The sequence below is a fragment of the Pseudoalteromonas sp. T1lg22 genome, assembly GCF_002964645.1.
Lineage (GTDB): Bacteria > Pseudomonadota > Gammaproteobacteria > Enterobacterales > Alteromonadaceae > Pseudoalteromonas.
The window spans coordinates 99,615-116,628 of sequence record NZ_PQBY01000023.1 but is presented as its reverse complement, the minus strand read 5'-3'; the positions used below and the strand labels follow the sequence as shown (position 1 = coordinate 116,628).

The following is a 17,014-nucleotide window of genomic DNA, read 5'->3' as shown; positions in this document are numbered from 1 at the left end:
GCATGAGTCTCAATTATTTGGATTTCGAACTGCCAATTGCCGAATTGGAAGCGAAGATTGAAGAGCTACGTCACGTCAGTCGAGCGGGCGAGCTGGATTTAGGGCTGGAAGAAGAAGTCGGTCGCCTAAAAGAGAAAAGTGTTGAACTAACTAATAAAATCTTTTCTGAACTAGGTGCCTGGCAGGTCTCGCAACTGGCTCGTCACCCCCTGCGTCCTTACACACGTGATTACATCGAGCGTATTTTTACCGAGTTCGACGAACTCGCGGGCGATCGTGCATTTGCAAACGATCCGGCCATTCTTGGTGGTGTAGCGCGTTTAGATGGTGAGCCGGTTATGGTTATCGGTCAGCAAAAAGGCCGTGACACAGCTGAAAAGATCAAACGTAACTTTGGTATGCCAAAGCCGGAAGGTTACCGTAAGGCCTTGCGCCTGATGGAAATGGCCGAGCGTTTTAAAATGCCAATTTTCACCTTTATCGACACTCCGGGTGCCTACCCAGGTGTAGGCGCGGAAGAGCGTGGCCAAAGTGAAGCCATCGCCCGTAACCTAAAAGTAATGGCAGCGTTGAAAGTACCAACCATCTGTACCGTGATCGGTGAAGGTGGTTCAGGTGGTGCCCTTGCCATTGGTGTGGGTGACCGCGTTAACATGCTGCAATACAGCACTTATTCGGTTATTTCTCCTGAAGGTTGTGCATCAATCCTATGGAAGAGTGCTGAGAAAGCACCATTGGCTGCTGAAGCCATGGGTGTAACCGCGCAGCGCGTTAAAGAGTTGGATTTGATCAACAACATTATCGAAGAGCCGTTAGGCGGCGCGCACCGCAACTACGATGCCATGGCCAAGAGCCTGAAGGCACAGCTTAAGCGTGACCTGGCCGACCTGCGTCAAAACAGCGTTGAAGAAATGCTGGACTTGCGCTACAAACGCTTAATGAGCTTCGGTTACTGTTAAGCAAAAAAAGGCCGCTCAGTCGGCCTTTTTTAATGCCAGTCTAATACCGCCTAATGGCCAGCCTTATGTATACACGCTTTGCCACACAATTAGCACACCTCCTTAATGAGCTGCCCGACTGCCAAGGCTTGGCGGTTGCTCTGAGCGGCGGCCTCGACTCCATGGTGTTGCTTGAGCTTGCCCAGCGTTATGCCAAGGACAAGGGCATGCCCTTGTGTGCCATTCATATCCATCATGGTTTAAGTGCTAACGCCGATCATTGGCTGGCCTTTAGTGCCGAGCAATGTCGGATGCGTGGTATTGGCTTTTATAACGAGCGGGTTACCCTGTCGGATAAAACCAGGCTGGGCATTGAAGCCAAGGCGCGTCAGGCTCGTTATCGAGCCATGGATATGGCCTTGCCTGCAGGCTATGCGCTGCTTTTGGGTCAGCATAGTGACGACCAGGTAGAAACCTTCTTCTTGCGCTTGAAGCGAGGCGCCGGTCTCAAGGGGCTTGGCGGCATGCAGGCGCTAAGCTACTGGCAACAACGTCCTCTACTTAGACCCTTATTGGGTATTAGTCGCAAGCAATTGCAGCACTATGTCGAAAGTCATGGCCTTGAGCATATTCACGACGAGTCCAATGATGACAGCCGCTTCGACCGTAACTTTGTGCGTAACCAGGTCTTGCCGCTACTTAACAAACGTTTCCCCGGCTTTAGCGCTAAGGTGGCGCAAACCACTGAGTTACTGCAACAGCAGCAGCGCCTGCTTGATGAGATTGCCGCCCAAGACTTAACTCAGTTGGCTGTTAATCCGCAGCAGCTAAGCCTGGCGCCATTAATGGCCTTAGGCGCGGCTCGTGCCAATAATGTGTTGCGCTACTGGCTGCAAAGCCATGATGTGGCCATGCCTTCGCAATTGCAGCTGCAAAGCCTGTGCGAGCAGCTGTTAAGTGCCCGTATTGATAGTCAGCCGAGTTTATCGCTGCGCACTCATAGTGGCGCTGAGGTGAGTGTGCGTCGCTTTAATGAGCAGCTGTACTTGGTTGAAAACCAAGTCGAATTATTGGCACAGCAACTAAGTTGCCCGGGCGCCCATATCCTGAAAGATGCACGTGTTTTAACCTGTGAGCCGGGGCTGGGAGTCAGAGCGCCAAATGCCGATGAGCAGGTCTGGGTGCGCTTTGGTGTGCTTAATGCCCGTATTCGTCCACAGCACAAACCCTATGGCAATAAACTAAGTCACTGGCTCAAAGAGCTCAAGGTACCGCCCTGGGAGCGCCAACGTATCCCGCTTATTTTTTATGGCGATACCCTAGTGGCCGTGGTGGGTTACTTTTATAATTACGACTTTTTGGCACAACAAGGATTGCAATGGCAATTGAAACCAACTCTTCCCCAAAGCCCCCTCATGTAGGTTTATCTTTGGTGCAAAAAGCACCCTTGGCTACGCTGGTTACCTTGATTTTGCTGGCTGTGGTGGTCGGTGTTTATGGGCCAATGTGGTCTGTATTGGTGATTGCGCTTATTGCTGGCGTCGGTTGCGGTGTTTTGTTACTCGCTTATTGGCTGGGTAAGGGTGGCATCTATTTTATTCTTGGCTTGTTGGTGCCCTTGCTGGCCGTGATCTTCGCCGAGTTACCAAACTTTATTTCCCTGTTTCAGCTTATTTTGGCGTTCTTTTGTGGTTTTTGGTTGTCGTTATGGGCGCTTAAGCTCGTCAATGGCACGGCAGATAAACCCGGGGCGCCGTGATAGGTGTTGCGAGCACTGAATTTGGCCTGTTAAGGCCTTATCGGCGCGCTCAATATGTACCGCTGTGAATATTAACTTCGTCTAGCATTTCCATGCTAGAACTGTGCCTGTAATTCAAACTAGCCATAAAACAACGCCTTGCTATAGTTAGTGAAGGGTCATTGGTTGGTCGGGTGTTGACGTTACAGGAGCGCCATGCAGCAGCTGTTTATCGAAGTTATTGGCTTGTTAGTCAGCGCTGTGGTGCTGGTATGGCTGTTTAAACGCCTGGGTCTGCCGGTGATACTCGCCTATCTGGTCACCGGAGTTATGGCCGGTCCCCACGGTTTCGACTGGCTTGCCAGCGGCTCTCAGATGCATGGCATTGCCGAGCTCGGCATCGTATTTCTGCTCTTTAGTCTGGGCCTGGAGTTCTCTTTTCCCCGCTTGTTGGCGATGCGCAATATCGTATTTGGCGTTGGTTTATTGCAAGTGCTGGTGACCTCGAGCGTTTTCTTTTTCTGCCTGTGGTTATTTTCTTTCGACACCCTAAGTGCTTTTGCGGTGGCGACCCTGGTAGCATTGTCGTCTACCGCCGTGGTGGTGAAATGCCTTAAAGATAGCGGCCAGTTGCAAAAGCGTCGCGGCCAGCTGGCGGTGGGTGTCTTGTTATTTCAGGACCTGGCCGTGGTGCCCTTGCTGATCGCCATTCCTTTACTGGCAAACGACACGGAGCAATCGTTACTTTATAGCCTGGCCTTTGCGCTCGGCAAGGGCGCCTTGGTTTGCGCCTTGCTGTGGGCCATAGGCAAGTGGCTGTTGCCGCTTATCTTTAATGAAGTGGCGCGGATGCGCAATGAAGAGCTTTTTGTACTCACCACCTTGCTGGTAACCCTGTTCGCCGGTGGATTGACCTATTGGTTTGGTCTGTCGATGGCCCTGGGAGCCTTTTTGGCCGGTATGATGCTTGGTGAGAGCCAATACCGGCATCAACTGGAAAGCGATATACGCCCATTTCGCGACATTCTGATGGGCTTGTTTTTTGTTACCGTGGGCATGCAGCTGAGCCTGCTTTATGTGTTCTCTAATCTGCATATAGTGCTTGCGGTGCTGGTGGCCATGATGTTGCTAAAATGGGTGATTCTAGCGCTGATAGCCCAGCTTTTGGGGGAGCGTAAAACCGATGCCTTCAGTGCCGCCATCATGCTTTGTCAAATGGGTGAATTTGGCTTTGTGCTGGTGGCCTTGGCGAAAACCCATGGTATTTTGGCTACCGAGTTAGCGTCCTTGCTTATTGCTGTGGGCGTGTTGTCTATGGCTATCACCCCTTATCTGATCGACTGCGCGCCGCGCTGGGTGCACCGTCTCTTTGCAACTTCAAGCGAGCCGGATCAGATCAATTGTGTCGATGAGCGCCAGAGCGAACATGTGATCATTTGCGGTTATGGTCGTGTTGGTCAAAATATCAGCCGTTTTTTACGTGCCGAAGCGCTGCCCTTTGTGGCCATAGACTTAGACCCCTATCTGGTGCAGCAAGGGCGTTTGGCCAATTATCCCTTGATGTTCGGCGATGTCACACAAAAGGGGATTTTGCAGCGTGCTGGCGCCGCTCAAGCGCGCTTGGTGGTGATCACCTTCACCGATCTGGCTAAGGTCAAATTAGTGACCGAAGTGATTAAAGAGGTGGCTCCTGAGGTTAAAATTTTAGCGCGCATGCCGGATGATGCGCACCTTGAAGAGCTTAAAGAATGCGGCGTGTCCGAGGTGGTGCCCGAGTCGCTCGAGGCGAGCCTGATGCTCTCTTCCCATGTTTTATTCATGAGTGGCGTACCCATGAAGCGGATCCTACGGCGTGTGAGTCAGGAGCGGGAAAATCGTTATTCCCTATTGCATAGCTTTTATATTAGCGATGAGGCCCCACACAGAGAGCTTCACAGCGACCGTTTAGAGTATCTGCATGTGATGGCCTTAGGGGATAACGCCTATGCTGTGGGTAAAACCATTGCCGAATTAAATCTGGGTCTGCGCCGCGTTAGTCTGGCGGCTATGCGCCGCCATGGTGAGGAAATTGACGACCCTTGCGCCGATACTGTATTGCAAGGTCAGGATGTGCTGGTGCTTAAGGGCAAGCCGCGCCGGGTGGAGCGTGCCGAGCGTTACTTACTCAATGGCAGCGATACTTAATGTGGCACTAATCTAAACACAAAAAGTGGCGTAACTCGGGCAATTTATTTAGTCCATCCTGATAGCCAAGGTCAATTAACTGCTGGGTATAGCGTTTTTCAAACAACAGGTAGCTGGGTAAGCTCGACTCACTGTAGCGCTTTACACCTATGCCACGCAGTAACAGGCGAATGGCGAGGGGCAGGTCGTCATAATACTCGCTGCTCAGCGCATTAAAGTTGTGTGAAGGATTAATAACAAAGGTGTCGATATGTTTGAGCTCTTTGTGATCTTCACGGTCTTTTAGCAGGCTCAGGGTGCGGTTGATGCGATCAACGCGTTCCAGATCGGCCTGCAGGGTATCGGCAAATACACTGTCGAGTAGATGACCGGCGATATGGGAAATGCCTGGATAGTGCGGCGCATATTTACGGTGTTCATCTTTAGGCTCCTCAACACCGATAACAAAAATGCGCTCGGCTCCGAGGTGAATGGCACTCGATAGCGGCGACATTTGGTGGATGGAACCATCACCATAGTATTGCTGTCGAATTTTAACACTGGGAAATATCACAGGGATGGCGCTTGACGCCATCAGGTGTTCCATATGGATGCGGGCTTTCTGACCCTGACGCCTTACTCTTTGCCAGGGCTCGGCGCTTTGGCTTTGAAAAAAGGTAATGGAATCGCCACTGCTGTAGTTCGAGGCGGTGACCGCCAAGGCATCGATAATGCCGCGGTGAATATTGCGGTCGATGCGCTCCATCGGCAGCACCTCGGCTAATAAGCGCCGCAGTGGCGCGTTATTAAGCAGGCTGCCCGGAGCATGGTTAGCGTGTCCGGAGCGAAAGCTGGTCAGGACATTGCGAAGGATATGGCCAAACACATGGGCGAAGTCACTGCGATAGACGTCCGAGGTATGAAATTGACCCCATACCGCATCAAGTTTGCGGCTCGCCAGGTGGGCGCAGGACGCCCAGCAGCCCAGTGCTACGGAATTGATTGCCCCGGCGGAGGTGCCGGTGATAATACGAAACGGCAGCGGAGCGGTGCGTGGCAAGCTATGAGTGAGGGCCTTAAGCACTCCCACCTGATAGGCCGCACGAGCGCCACCGCCACTTAAAAACAGTGCAGTGCCTTTTTGACCGCAATTAGTTTGCTTTCGCATATTATTTGCACTTAAATGGAGACCTAGCTTTAATGTAAAAGATTCTTCAGTAAAAAGAAACGTATAGGCAAGCGCGTTGCTGATGTTGGCAGTGCCACGGATCCCCATCGCCCTTGCTGAAACCGTGGTTATGTTAACGGAGCACCTATGAAAGAGCAGCCCCCCGAACAAGACACGAAAACACCGAACAGAAATACCCTGTTATTTGCCGCCATCGTTGTTGTGGTGCTGGTGATTGTGGTGGTTATCGCCTTAAGCAATCAGCAGGAGCAACCTACTCAACCGGCGCCTATTGCCGAACCTAAAGAGGTGGTTATTGAGCCGCAAGAGCCCGAACCCGAGTTAGAGCCGCAGCCAACCCCCGAGCCTGTTCAGCCCGAGCCCGTTCAATCTGAGCCGGTAATGGAAGAGCCCTTACCCAGCCTGGATGACAGCGATGCTGAGGTCAGCGAGCGGGTAGAGCAATCCTTGGCCGCCAGCAGTGCCGAACTATTGGTTAATGATGATTTAATCCGTCGCACCGTGGTGTTTGTTAATAACCTCGCCGCCGGTCGCGTTGCCACCAATCACTCGCCGGTGACTAAATTGCAAGAGCCGTTCAGCGTAGTTGAAGGCGATGTGCTGACCATGGACCCGCAAAGTTTTAAACGCTATGACCCTTATGTAGCCATTCTTACCGCCCTGGATAGTGAGCAGCTTTTGGCACTTTATAAACGCTTCGAGCCACTTTTTGTCGAAGCTTATGGTGAAGTAGGTGAGCCGGGTACCAGCTTTGAGCAGCGCCTGGTGCAGGCCATCGACCTGGTACTGGCAACGCCGGAGATGACCACACAAATTCCGTTGTTGCGCGATTCGGTTACCTATAAGTACGCCTATTCAGAATGGGAAAACCTGCCGCCGGCGCAAAAGCAATTACTGCGCATGGGCCCGGAAAACGTGGCCAAGGTGAAAGGGGTGTTACGCGAGCTCCGCACCCAGCTTGATTAAATGCCGGTAATAAGAGAGTCGGTGGCACTGCCTTCGATTCTCGATAGCACAATAGCACAGAGGTGGGCTGGCCATCAGGCTGGCCCAATAGCCTAAACTCGTGCCTAACAGACAACCAACTGTTTGTTTACTAGGCAGTTAACCTGTATTTATTGGGCAATTCACGGATTTCCCTTGAATCTCACCGTTAAAGTCGGGATAATCCCTCCTGCGCCCAAAGAGGCCCACTATGGTGGCCTTATTGGTCCTCTCGCAACACTAGCATGTGAACCTGGTCAGGCCCGGAAGGGAGCAGCCACAGCGTGTGATGTGTGTGCCGAGATGTGGCTGGTAAGGCTACCACCCAATTCCTCTTCTTTGAAATCTTTCTGAAATCTACTCTCTTTCTACACTTACTATGTAAATTAATTTGCAGCTGATATCCGATCCCGCATTGGCCGGAGTCAGGCTAGAAGTAAATAATCAGACCATATTAATTTTAACTGCCGAAAAGGCAGGGTAAATAATCAACTGCTCCATAACTTTGTAGGGGCACTTTTTCCTGAAGCTTTTCCTTTTGTCTCTCTTCAAAACTGAATTGATGAATTTCGGATATTAGCTTATGAGTGATAGTTTGAAGATATTTGGATTGAAAGTGACCTTTCCCCTGAATTAGTACCATTCATTCAATGAGATAATGCAAATGCTCTAAGGGAGGCTTTGAGCGAAAAGCTGACCTTCATCCTTCCACATAAATTACTGTTTATATATCCATAATCGATGAGTTTCTCCCATAGTCAGGAAAACGATCCAATGGGTCGTTTTTGTCGTGTCCACGTTTATAGCAACGTAGCGTAACTTCAATGCTGGCAAGCACTTCCTAAGTTTGCTATCAATGGTCATAGGAAAAAAGCGAGACAGATTGCGGCAGAAAAACGACCCAATCGCTCGATATTAAATTGTTATGTGTTTCAAGCTGAACATTATGGACAAAGTTGTTTTGAAAAAATACGTTGATTTAATCAGCAATATATTTTTGGCTTGCATAGTAGTTGTGTACTTAATACTGATCTTCAAAGCGCGGGAGGAGTTTAGTTTTACTCTACTAGCAGTGCTATTGGGTCTGGGGTTAATCGCAATTGTCACGTTAGCTAAATCAACGATTAGTAAAAAAAAATAATGGTAAAAACACATAACAAGGCGCTGTTGTTGCCACTATCGTGGCTGGGACGGCTTACGCTGCGCTTCAGCCGCCCCAAAGCTTTGCGTTAGGTACAATACGAAAAGTTTGAAATCGAGCCAGCAATATCTAAGGTTTACTGGCTCTTATTGTTATTAGTTTTGAGCTAATTTAACTCTGATTTTGGTCTTAGCTACCGTTGAAAGGTGTAATTTTTCAATGGCTGTTTTTGCTTCGCTTTCGTCAGGCATTTCAACAAACGCGAAGCCTTTTGATTGACCAGTTTCTTGGTCTAAAACTAGATTGCACTCAGTTACAGTGCCGAAAGTGGAAAATAGAATACGAATGTCATGTTCCGATGTTTTACGCTCTAAATTGCGAACTAAAAGTTTCATGGTGGTTGCCTAATATAAAATGCGAGCTAAGTGTGGCAGGTAACGGTTAACAAACCAAGTTATTGATAACTTACCTTGAAAAAATTGTACCTAACAAAACGTTTAAGGCAGATTCGCAACGCGTGGCATTTTAGTCCAATTTGAGTTTTGTGTTTACGGTGCAATGGGTTAGGTGGTAGCGTTGCTCACTACTTAACGCGGCGTTCTCACCGTCCGCTTTTGGCACAAAAGAGTCATCCGAAGGTCATTATTGGGACAGGGGAAAGTTTTTGTCATCTTTTACTTCACTAATACCTCTGAAGTGCCTGAAATTGGCATGGGCTTTATGACAACTTTCACTTCAAACAACCGAACCCTACTCGAATAAGGTCTAAGATTAATTACAAACACCTTTAGTAAAAACCAATAAATAATGGGGGCGCGAAAAAGGATATGAAATGTCCAGAGTGTGATTACACAGAAATTAAGTATTGGGATGTACTAAGTAAGCCTAGGAAGTTACGTTGCCCTCAATGTAATACTTCCATTGGTACCCACTCACTTATCTATTTTATTTTTTCGCTTAGTGTCATTTCTCCAGTTTTTATACTCGATTTCTTTCCAACGTGTGACCCTTTATTGCTGGATATACTTATTATATTGCCTTTGCTGGTGGGTGGGTTTACTGGCTATTCCTTGGTATGGGTGTTGCCTCTACTCAACAAGGATAAAATGGCTTACAAACTCCAGGAGATTATATTTTGGTCAATTATGGTGTTTGTTGTTGTGTATGCCTTCGTTGGATAATTCCTTGTTGTGTTAATTTCAACGCTTCTATCAATACGAATTGCTTTGTGACCCCTGTTTACGGCCAACCTTAGTTGGGCTAAAGCAAGCTCTATGCAAAAATCTTAAAAATATTTTCACCCCTTTTTATACCCCCATGCGTTTTCTTAGTAAGCACCTTACTTGTCAGGGTGTCAGTTTTTAAGGGGAAATTGCATGGAAAATACATTGAATATTACTTATGGCGCTCACCAGAGTGGCACATACAAACCGGGTTTTGAGCCCAGCCATAATCTGATTTCACCAGGTTTTAAGGCGGTTGCCTTTGCGTTAGCCGCTGCGGCAATCACTTTGGCGACCTTTAGCTTTATGGTGTCGCTGTTGACCGCAGAGCAACGTGCGCCCGTTGAGGTGTTTGACGATGTCATTGTGGAAATCATGGAGCCGCCAAAGCACACCGAGGTGCTCAAAAAAGCCAAGCCGGTGCCACCTAAGGTTGAGCCAAGGCCAGAATCAAGACCAAGCCTGGTTGCCGACCCAGGTGGTGAGGTGCTGACGTTAGCGCCGACATTGCCGGATGTGGGCACCGAGATGTCGGACTTGGGGGAGTTTTCATCCATGTCTCGCGATACCGCCATGCCCTTGGTGCGGGTACCGCCGCAATATCCAGCGACCGCCGCCCGTGAGGGGATCGAAGGTTATGTCATACTTAGCTATGATATTTCCCCATCCGGTCAGGTTATCAATGCTAAGGTAATTAGCGCCGAGCCCAAGCGGATTTTTGATCGTGAGGCCCTTAAGGCGCTGAGTAAATGGAAGTTTAGCCCTAAGGTTGTGGAGGGTGTGGCTAGGAGCCAGCCCAATCAACAGGTAAGATTAGACTTTAACTTGCAAAATTAGTCGCCTAGGGCGCCACCCTGGATTTGAGCTTAGGGTGTCGCCGATTTAAGGAGTGAAGATGCTAAAAGCGGTTGCCACACGGATATTTGCGCCCCTGTCGCCAAACTATAGCCACTATAGTGATGAGCAGTTGGCGCAACTGGCCGCCGACAGCGCCAAGGCACGGGATGTCTTGGTGCTCAGGCTAAGCGACGATGTGCTGTATTTTTTGCAGGCCCAGTTAGTGTCCTTAAGTGAGGATAGCCATACGCGGCGGCAATTGGCGCTCGATTTATTGCATGAGGTGTGGTTGCGCTGGTTGGCCCAGCCACAACGCTTTAGTCCGCAACAGCAGGGCAGCTTTAAGGCCTGGTTATTTAGCCTGGCCCGCAATCAGGTGATTGATTATGCCCGCAGGCAAAAGCGTCATCTACCGGTAGAAGAATGTCTGCAGGAGCCTAATTTGCACCTCGACGCCCAGCATATAGAGGGACTGATCATGGCCGCCACCGAGCAGCAATTAACAGCGGCGATAGCAGACTTGCCGCACTTACAACGCGAGGCCTTAACCTTGCAACTCGAGGGTTTTAGTTTGCAGGAAATTGCCCAGATCACCGCCAGCGCCCAAGAGAGTGTAAAAACCCGATTGCGCTATGCACGCGCAAAAATCGCCGCCACCATGGTCAAAGGAGCACAGTAATGGCAAACCGCGGATCAGACAAACTGGCCCAATGGCAGCAACAGCAAAAACAACAAAGTGGCCTGCAGGCACAGGAGAAAAAAGCCTTGTTGTCGGCCCTCAATTCGAGCCCCCGTAATCGTCGTAGCTGGTGGCATCAGGGTCAGTGGCTGATGGCCTGTGTGGCCTTATTTACCTTAGTGTCGGTAACCTGGCAGGCGGCAAAGCAAGAGCATGCCCCCCTGTATAGCGTTGAGAGTTATACGCGCATGGAAATCTTTGATATCGCCGATGGCGAGCAACGCATGCGTATCAGCGACACGGTACCGGCGCAACTGGGCAGCATAGAGCAGGCCGAGCTGCAGCTGGCCAGTCAGCTGCGGGTGCAACACCAGGCCTATGCGCTTGACCAAGAGCAGGAGCCGGTTCGTTTAGTGCGTTTAGTGCAAAATAAGGGCGATTGGTTGTTGGCCGATTGCCGGCAACAGGTGTTGATCGCCTTGAGCTCGGAACTGTTGAAGCGGGTAGGGCACCCGGCGGCGCAACTGCAGTCTGGCGCTCTGTTGGCCTTGTCTTTTGACAGTAACGGTCAGCTGGTGGCAATACAGGGAGCGGGCAAGTATCAGCAGTGCTGAGCTAAGAGAGGTCAGGCGCTAAATGTAGCGCCTGGTTGTGTGTTCTAAGATTAGTGGGTTGCGGTGCCCGGCGTGTATTTGGCCAATTCCACCTGGAACTGTTCAACGCCGTCTTTGCCCTTGTACATGCGTACCATCATATGATCTAGGCTAGGAGCAAACCAGGCGATGGCTTGGCGCTTATCATTGTCGTACACACGTTTAACCTTGATGGTTTCCAAATTGCCTATGGGCAGGGTAATGGTTTCGTTGCCAATCACCTCGAATTGATATTCGCGGTTGTTACCCTTTTTATCCACTATGGGGTAGGTAAACTTGGTTTCCCCCTTGCTTAGCGCCTGACGCAATGAGATCTGGTAAGAAAGCACGTCTTGGAAGTTTTGTTGCCAGGTGCACTCAAGCGGGTATTTGGACTGGTTGCTGAACACCTGCTGTTGCTGGTGATCAAAACTGATCTTATAGGTCTTATCCGGGCCGGTACCTGAGCGCTTAAGTATATAGTCTATGGGCAATACGGCGCCGTCGACATACTTAAAGCGACTGCTTTCCTGGCGCTCGTCGGAGAAGATCATCCACTCAATCTCGCTGCGGTAGCTTAATTGGTAGAGGTCATTGTCGACGCGGGTCAGGCTGCGCTGTGCGGCACCATGGCGTTCACCCTGACGGGTCACTATATACTCGGCGCTGTATTCGTTTAAGGCGATGGTCGGTGCAGGATCTGCGTCTTGCTGCTCGGCGTGAGCAAGATTGACACCGCAGCCAAGGACTGCGGCAATCAATAATTTAGCTGTCCAAGTACGCGCTGAGGTCGGCGCCTTGGCTTGGAAGGGTGTTGTTATCGAGCACTGCATAGTTATCTTCCATTTTCAGTCGTTGTTCGCTGAACCACTTAACCACCAACGGATAGATAATATGTTCTTGTGCATGCACTTTTTGCGCTAAGCTCTGTGCTGTGTCATCGCTTTCGATGGCCACCTGTGCCTGAACTATCACAGGTCCGCCGTCGAGCTCTTCAGTCACAAAGTGAACGCTAACGCCATGCACTTTATCGTTTGCATCTAAAGCACGCTGGTGGGTATTCAGCCCTTGGTACTTAGGCAACAAGGAAGGGTGAATGTTCAACATTTTCCCTTTAAACTTTTGCACTAAGCCTGCTGTTAGAATACGCATAAATCCAGCTAATACAACACAGTCAGGTGAAAAACTCTCAATCAGCTCACCCAGAGCCACGTCATATTCTTCGCGCGAGGCAAACGCCTTGTGGTCTAACACTTTTGTTTCGATGCCAGCATTTTTGGCGCGCTCAAGGCCGAAAGCATCGGCCTTATTAGAGATCACCGCGCAGATTTCAGCGGGGAGGGTACCCGCTGTAACCGCATCAATGATGGCCTGAAGGTTAGATCCACTGCCCGAAATAAGTACTACGAGTCGAGCAGGTACCTGGCCTGGTGTCATTATTGCGCACCACCGGTGATTTCAACTTGCTCTTCGCCGGCAACAGCGTCTTGGATTTCACCAATGTGCCAAGCGTTTTCGCCGGCATCTTTAAGGATGCTCAGGCTTTGCTCTAGCTTGTCGGCAGGAACCACAAGCACCATGCCTACACCACAGTTAAAGGTGCGGTACATTTCGTGGGTTTCGATGTTGCCGTTTTCTTGTAGCCAGTTGAATACCGCAGGCCACTGCCAGCTGTCACCCTTGATCACGGCTTTAGCCGACTCAGGCAATACGCGTGGGATGTTTTCCCAGAAGCCGCCGCCGGTGATGTGTGAAAGCGCGTGTACGTCTACTTGCTTAAGTAGCTCTAGTACCGGCTTAACATAGATGCGTGTTGGTTCAAGCAGATGCTCACCTAGAGTCTTGCCTTCAAATTCGCTGTTGGTGTCGGCGCCAGATACTTCAAGAACCTTACGGATCAATGAGTAACCATTTGAGTGAGGGCCGCTAGAGGCAAGAGCGATAAGCTGATCACCGGCAGCAACCTTAGTGCCGTCGATAATGCCTTCTTTTTCTACCACACCCACACAGAAACCAGCCATGTCGTAGTCGTCGCCTTCGTACATGCCAGGCATTTCAGCGGTTTCACCACCGATAAGGGCACAACCAGAAAGCTCACAACCCGCGCCGATACCGGTTACTACGTCGGCAGCCGTGTCTACGTCTAGTTTGCCGGTGGCATAGTAATCAAGGAAAAATAGTGGCTCGGCACCTTGAACGATAAGGTCGTTAACACACATGGCAACCAGGTCGATGCCTACTGTGTCGTGCTTTTTAAGGTCGATTGCAAGACGCAATTTAGTGCCCACACCATCGGTACCGGCAACTAAAACAGGCTCTTTGTAGCCAGTCGGTAGCTGACATAGCGCACCAAAGCCGCCGATGCCGCCCATCACTTCAGGACGTTTGGTCTTTTTCACAACGCCTTTAATGCGTTCTACTAGGGCGTTACCCGCATCGATATCAACGCCGGCATCTTTGTAGCTAAGAGACTGTTTTTGTTCGCTCACAGGGTTTCCTCAAAATTTAATTTAGGGGTGATCAGGGTCTGTTGACCTTTGTTGTTTGTTTCTGCAGCAGTTTGTAGCAGATTTGTACAAGGCGTCACATGTGTGGTGTAGTTATTCTACATAAACATGTAACAACACAGTAGAAATGCGCTACAAACGCTGCCCTGTGGGTTCATCTAAACGCCTCCTGCTCTGTGTTGCTCGCCATGAACAGAGAATGACTATGCAGCATAACGAGCGTCGTGATCAGAATGCGTTTAGATTGAACATAAAGTAAACCACAAAGATAAACAGGCCCTCTAAACGCCGGGCATTTTACAGCAAATGCCGCGGCTTAGCTAGGAAAAGGAGGACCTTTGTCCTTGTTTATGCAGTGGCCACAATAACGGCTCTTAATGGTGCCGGATAGCCCTCAATGGTCTTGTTCGGATCATTGGGGTCCAGAAAATCGGCCAGGGATTCATTTTCCATCCATTCGGTGCGGCGCTGCTCGTCGAGCGAGGTTTGGTCGGTGTCGACGACGCGAATATCCTTAAAGCCAACACGGCGCATCCACAGCATCAGGGCTTCTGTGCTGGGGATATACCAGACATTACGCATTTTCGCGTATCTGTCCTCGGGTACCAGAACTGTATTGATATCGCCCTCGATAACCAGGGTTTCCAGCACCAGTTCGCCGCCTTTGCGCAACTGAGCGCGCAACTGGGCCAGGAAGTCGATGGGCGAACGGCGGTGATACAGCACGCCCATGGAAAACACGGTATCAAAGGCTTTGAGTTCCGGCAGTTGTTCCACCCCTAACGGCAGCAGGTGTACCGCTGGGTCTGGGTTATAGTGCTTAATGGTTTGGAACTGACACAGAAATAGATCGCTTGGGTCAATGCCGACTACCAGCTCGGCACCTTCGCCGCGCATACGCCATAGGTGATAACCCGAGCCACAGCCGATATCCAGCACCTTGCGCCCATGCAGAGGGCTGATATGAGGTAAAACTCGATCCCATTTCCAGTCGCTGCGCCATTCGGTATCAATATCAATGCCGAACAAAGAGAAGGGACCTTTACGCCAGGGCATAAACCGCTGCAATAAATGGATAAGCTGCTTGCGCTGGCCTTCGTTAATATCCTCGCTGGTACCTACTTGCACCTGAGTTTGAATATTCACTTCTGAGGCGTTCAATTCAGGCAGGTTATTGAGTACTTTTTGCCATTTCGGCATATCGCCATGGCGGGCTTCGTCTTGCCAGTGTTGTAGTTGCGCCGGCAAGGTATTGAGCCAATGGCTGAGCTCGGTGCAGGCAATATGGCGATAAAATTCGTTAAACCACTGATTCATAGTTGTTCCGTTTATTTAATTGCGACCATGGAGCAAAAGTTGAAGCATTGATACCACACCTGGGTTTGGCTGAAGCCAATCTCATTAAGGCGGGTGAGGTGTGTGCTCAGGGTGTCGGTGCGCATCACATTCTCGATGGCGGTACGCTTTTGGCTGATCTCCAACTCGGAATAGCCGTTGGCGCGCTTAAAGTCGTGGTGCAGATCGATCAACAGGTCGTCGACGATTTGATTTTCACCACGCAGCTTTTCGCTCAACAGTAAAACGCCGCCGGGCTTAAGGGCGTTGTAGATACGGCTTAATAGCGCCTGGCGTTTTTCCGGCTCGATAAACTGTAAGGTGAAGTTCATTGCCACTACAGAAGCATTTTCTAATTTGGCGTCTAAGATATCGCCCAACTCAACCTTGACCGGTACCGTGGAGCGAAAGCCTTCAAGGTGTAAACGGCAACGTTCAACCATGGCTTCGGAATTGTCGATGGCAATGATCTCACAGCCGGTTTGGTTCAGGTTGCGGCGCATGCTCAGGGTCACGGCGCCCAAGGAGCAACCTAAGTCATAGAGGTTACTGTTGTTTTGCGCGTACTTACCGGCAAGTTTGCCCAGGGTGCTGACTATGGTGGCGTACCCGGGGACCGAGCGCTCGATCATATCGGGGAATACTTCCACTACCTTGGCGTCAAAAGTGAAGTCTTTTACTTGTTGTTCAGAGGCGTAAATACTGTCTTTGGCTGACACTTTGCTAAGCTCTAGCTAGAAACGATGACGTTATTTTATCATTTTTGTGCTGTTTGTGGGCAGCTTTAGTCGGCGATTATGTACGGGCATTAACCCTGTGTGCTGGCCAAGGGGATATAAGAGCAGGAACAATGATAAAAAAGCGCGAATAAACCAAGCCTATTTGCCGTTAATTCAATATGTTAGTCGCGGCAATGCGCCATTAACAGCAGCAAGTGAGACTGTGCATGAGCAAAAGCAAAGTAATTAGCACCGATGATATCCTCGCTACCTTGTGTCATTCGGTCACTCAGGTCTTATCGTCCGCCAGTGGCAATAGCATAGGTTATTCCGCCATGGTGCAGAAAATATCGCACACTTGTATGCGCCCGGACCTAGGCTGTTTTGTGCTGTTTGACGGCGGTTTTAGCGCCTTAGTGGTGACCAACTTCAGCGCTGGGGCGGCGCTGGAAATTTACGGCAATTACCTGCGCAACATGGGCATGCCACAGAGTGAGCTGGCAAAAAGCCATTTATCCGATGATGTGGCCAATGTGCTCGGTGAATTGATGAATCAGATTGTCGGCGACTTTAGCAAAAAAGTGCGTGAACTACTGCATACTTCTATCAGCCAAAACCAGCCGAAAATGATGGCTATTAATAAGCAGGTGCAGATCTCCGTCGATACTACCTCAGACAGACCGCAGGCGCGACGGGTCACCTTTACCACGCAAAGTCAGCATATCTTCTATCTTGAAATGGCGATGGAAAAAACCAAGTTTTTTAAGCTGCGTGATTTTGATATCAATGAAGCGGTAGACCCGGATGAGATCATCGCCAATACCCGTGCCGAGCAACAGACCAAGGTGAAACAACAGCAAGAGGTCGATCAGGATATCGACGACGACTTTATGGAAAACCTCGGTTTATAGTGGTGAGCCTCGGGGGGA

General features: G+C 50.0%; 16 protein-coding genes and 1 other RNA gene. 10 read left to right on the top strand and 7 right to left on the bottom strand.

The window, feature by feature from the left end; all coding sequences use genetic code 11:
- Positions 1 to 2 precede the first annotated feature (2 nt).
- The 4 genes from accA to C2M24_RS13505 all read left to right on the top strand — a co-directional run bounded on the left by accA (position 3) and on the right by C2M24_RS13505 (position 4,860).
- Positions 3 to 959 (top strand): acetyl-CoA carboxylase carboxyl transferase subunit alpha, encoded by a 957-nt coding sequence (gene accA / locus C2M24_RS13520; RefSeq protein WP_105200518.1) that lies wholly within the window; start codon positions 3 to 5, stop codon positions 957 to 959.
- Positions 960 to 1,024: 65 nt separating this feature from the next.
- On the top strand, positions 1,025 to 2,359 hold the full coding sequence (gene tilS, locus C2M24_RS13515) for a tRNA lysidine(34) synthetase TilS (protein WP_158683767.1): 1,335 nt from the start codon (positions 1,025 to 1,027) through the stop codon (positions 2,357 to 2,359).
- 11 nt (positions 2,360 to 2,370) lie between these two features.
- Positions 2,371 to 2,697 carry a hypothetical protein gene (locus C2M24_RS13510; protein WP_233999556.1) on the top strand — a complete coding sequence of 109 codons (327 nt, stop codon included), beginning with the start codon at positions 2,371 to 2,373 and terminating at the stop codon, positions 2,695 to 2,697.
- 195 nt (positions 2,698 to 2,892) lie between these two features.
- Positions 2,893 to 4,860: a monovalent cation:proton antiporter family protein gene (locus C2M24_RS13505; RefSeq protein WP_105215519.1), complete on the top strand. Its 1,968-nt coding sequence runs from the start codon at positions 2,893 to 2,895 to the stop codon at positions 4,858 to 4,860.
- A gap of 7 nt (positions 4,861 to 4,867) precedes the next feature.
- On the opposite strand, the gene C2M24_RS13500 is transcribed toward C2M24_RS13505, so the two are convergent.
- The gene (locus C2M24_RS13500; protein WP_105215789.1) at positions 4,868 to 6,007 is read right to left on the bottom strand and encodes a patatin-like phospholipase family protein; all 1,140 of its coding nucleotides are present in this window, start codon (positions 6,005 to 6,007) and stop codon (positions 4,868 to 4,870) included.
- Between the two features lie 147 nt (positions 6,008 to 6,154).
- On the opposite strand from C2M24_RS13500, the gene C2M24_RS13495 reads away from it, so the two are divergent.
- Together C2M24_RS13495 and ffs are read left to right on the top strand one after the other, a co-directional pair.
- Complete coding sequence (locus C2M24_RS13495) at positions 6,155 to 6,994, top strand: DUF3014 domain-containing protein (RefSeq protein ID WP_105215517.1); 840 nt, start codon at positions 6,155 to 6,157, stop codon at positions 6,992 to 6,994.
- 239 nt (positions 6,995 to 7,233) lie between these two features.
- An RNA gene (ffs, locus tag C2M24_RS13490) (signal recognition particle sRNA small type) lies at positions 7,234 to 7,330 on the top strand.
- Positions 7,331 to 8,308: 978 nt separating this feature from the next.
- On the opposite strand, the gene C2M24_RS13475 is transcribed toward ffs, so the two are convergent.
- Positions 8,309 to 8,548, bottom strand: coding sequence for an RNA recognition motif domain-containing protein (locus C2M24_RS13475; protein WP_105200510.1), 240 nt, complete (start codon positions 8,546 to 8,548; stop codon positions 8,309 to 8,311).
- A gap of 981 nt (positions 8,549 to 9,529) precedes the next feature.
- Between C2M24_RS13475 and C2M24_RS13465 the strand changes: the two genes are divergently transcribed.
- From C2M24_RS13465 to C2M24_RS13455, 3 genes are read left to right on the top strand one after another with little or no spacing between them, the layout of a single operon-like run.
- On the top strand, positions 9,530 to 10,213 hold the full coding sequence (locus tag C2M24_RS13465; RefSeq protein ID WP_105215504.1) for an energy transducer TonB: 684 nt from the start codon (positions 9,530 to 9,532) through the stop codon (positions 10,211 to 10,213).
- Between the two features lie 58 nt (positions 10,214 to 10,271).
- The gene (locus tag C2M24_RS13460; protein WP_105190773.1) at positions 10,272 to 10,892 is read left to right on the top strand and encodes an RNA polymerase sigma factor; all 621 of its coding nucleotides are present in this window, start codon (positions 10,272 to 10,274) and stop codon (positions 10,890 to 10,892) included.
- The gene (locus C2M24_RS13455; RefSeq protein ID WP_105200506.1) at positions 10,892 to 11,506 is read left to right on the top strand and encodes a hypothetical protein; all 615 of its coding nucleotides are present in this window, start codon (positions 10,892 to 10,894) and stop codon (positions 11,504 to 11,506) included. The genes C2M24_RS13460 and C2M24_RS13455 overlap by 1 nt, the downstream gene beginning before the upstream one ends.
- A gap of 50 nt (positions 11,507 to 11,556) precedes the next feature.
- On the opposite strand, the gene C2M24_RS13450 is transcribed toward C2M24_RS13455, so the two are convergent.
- The 5 genes from C2M24_RS13450 to cmoA all read right to left on the bottom strand — a co-directional run bounded on the left by C2M24_RS13450 (position 11,557) and on the right by cmoA (position 16,085).
- Positions 11,557 to 12,357, bottom strand: coding sequence for a DUF3108 domain-containing protein (locus C2M24_RS13450; protein ID WP_105215502.1), 801 nt, complete (start codon positions 12,355 to 12,357; stop codon positions 11,557 to 11,559).
- Positions 12,290 to 12,961 (bottom strand): phosphoribosylglycinamide formyltransferase, encoded by a 672-nt coding sequence (purN, locus tag C2M24_RS13445; RefSeq protein ID WP_105215500.1) that lies wholly within the window; start codon positions 12,959 to 12,961, stop codon positions 12,290 to 12,292. The genes C2M24_RS13450 and purN overlap by 68 nt, the downstream gene beginning before the upstream one ends.
- Complete coding sequence (gene purM, locus C2M24_RS13440) at positions 12,961 to 14,013, bottom strand: phosphoribosylformylglycinamidine cyclo-ligase (protein WP_105215498.1); 1,053 nt, start codon at positions 14,011 to 14,013, stop codon at positions 12,961 to 12,963. The genes purN and purM overlap by 1 nt, the downstream gene beginning before the upstream one ends.
- A 366-nt stretch (positions 14,014 to 14,379) precedes the next feature.
- Positions 14,380 to 15,348: a tRNA 5-methoxyuridine(34)/uridine 5-oxyacetic acid(34) synthase CmoB gene (gene cmoB, locus C2M24_RS13435; protein WP_105215496.1), complete on the bottom strand. Its 969-nt coding sequence runs from the start codon at positions 15,346 to 15,348 to the stop codon at positions 14,380 to 14,382.
- Positions 15,349 to 15,359: 11 nt separating this feature from the next.
- Entirely contained in the window at positions 15,360 to 16,085 is a 726-nt protein-coding gene (gene cmoA / locus C2M24_RS13430; RefSeq protein WP_105215494.1) for a carboxy-S-adenosyl-L-methionine synthase CmoA, read from the bottom strand.
- 227 nt (positions 16,086 to 16,312) lie between these two features.
- Here cmoA and C2M24_RS13425 point away from each other — a divergent pair, with 227 nt between their 5' ends.
- On the top strand, positions 16,313 to 16,996 hold the full coding sequence (locus C2M24_RS13425; RefSeq protein WP_105215492.1) for a DUF3334 family protein: 684 nt from the start codon (positions 16,313 to 16,315) through the stop codon (positions 16,994 to 16,996).
- Positions 16,997 to 17,014 lie beyond the last annotated feature (18 nt).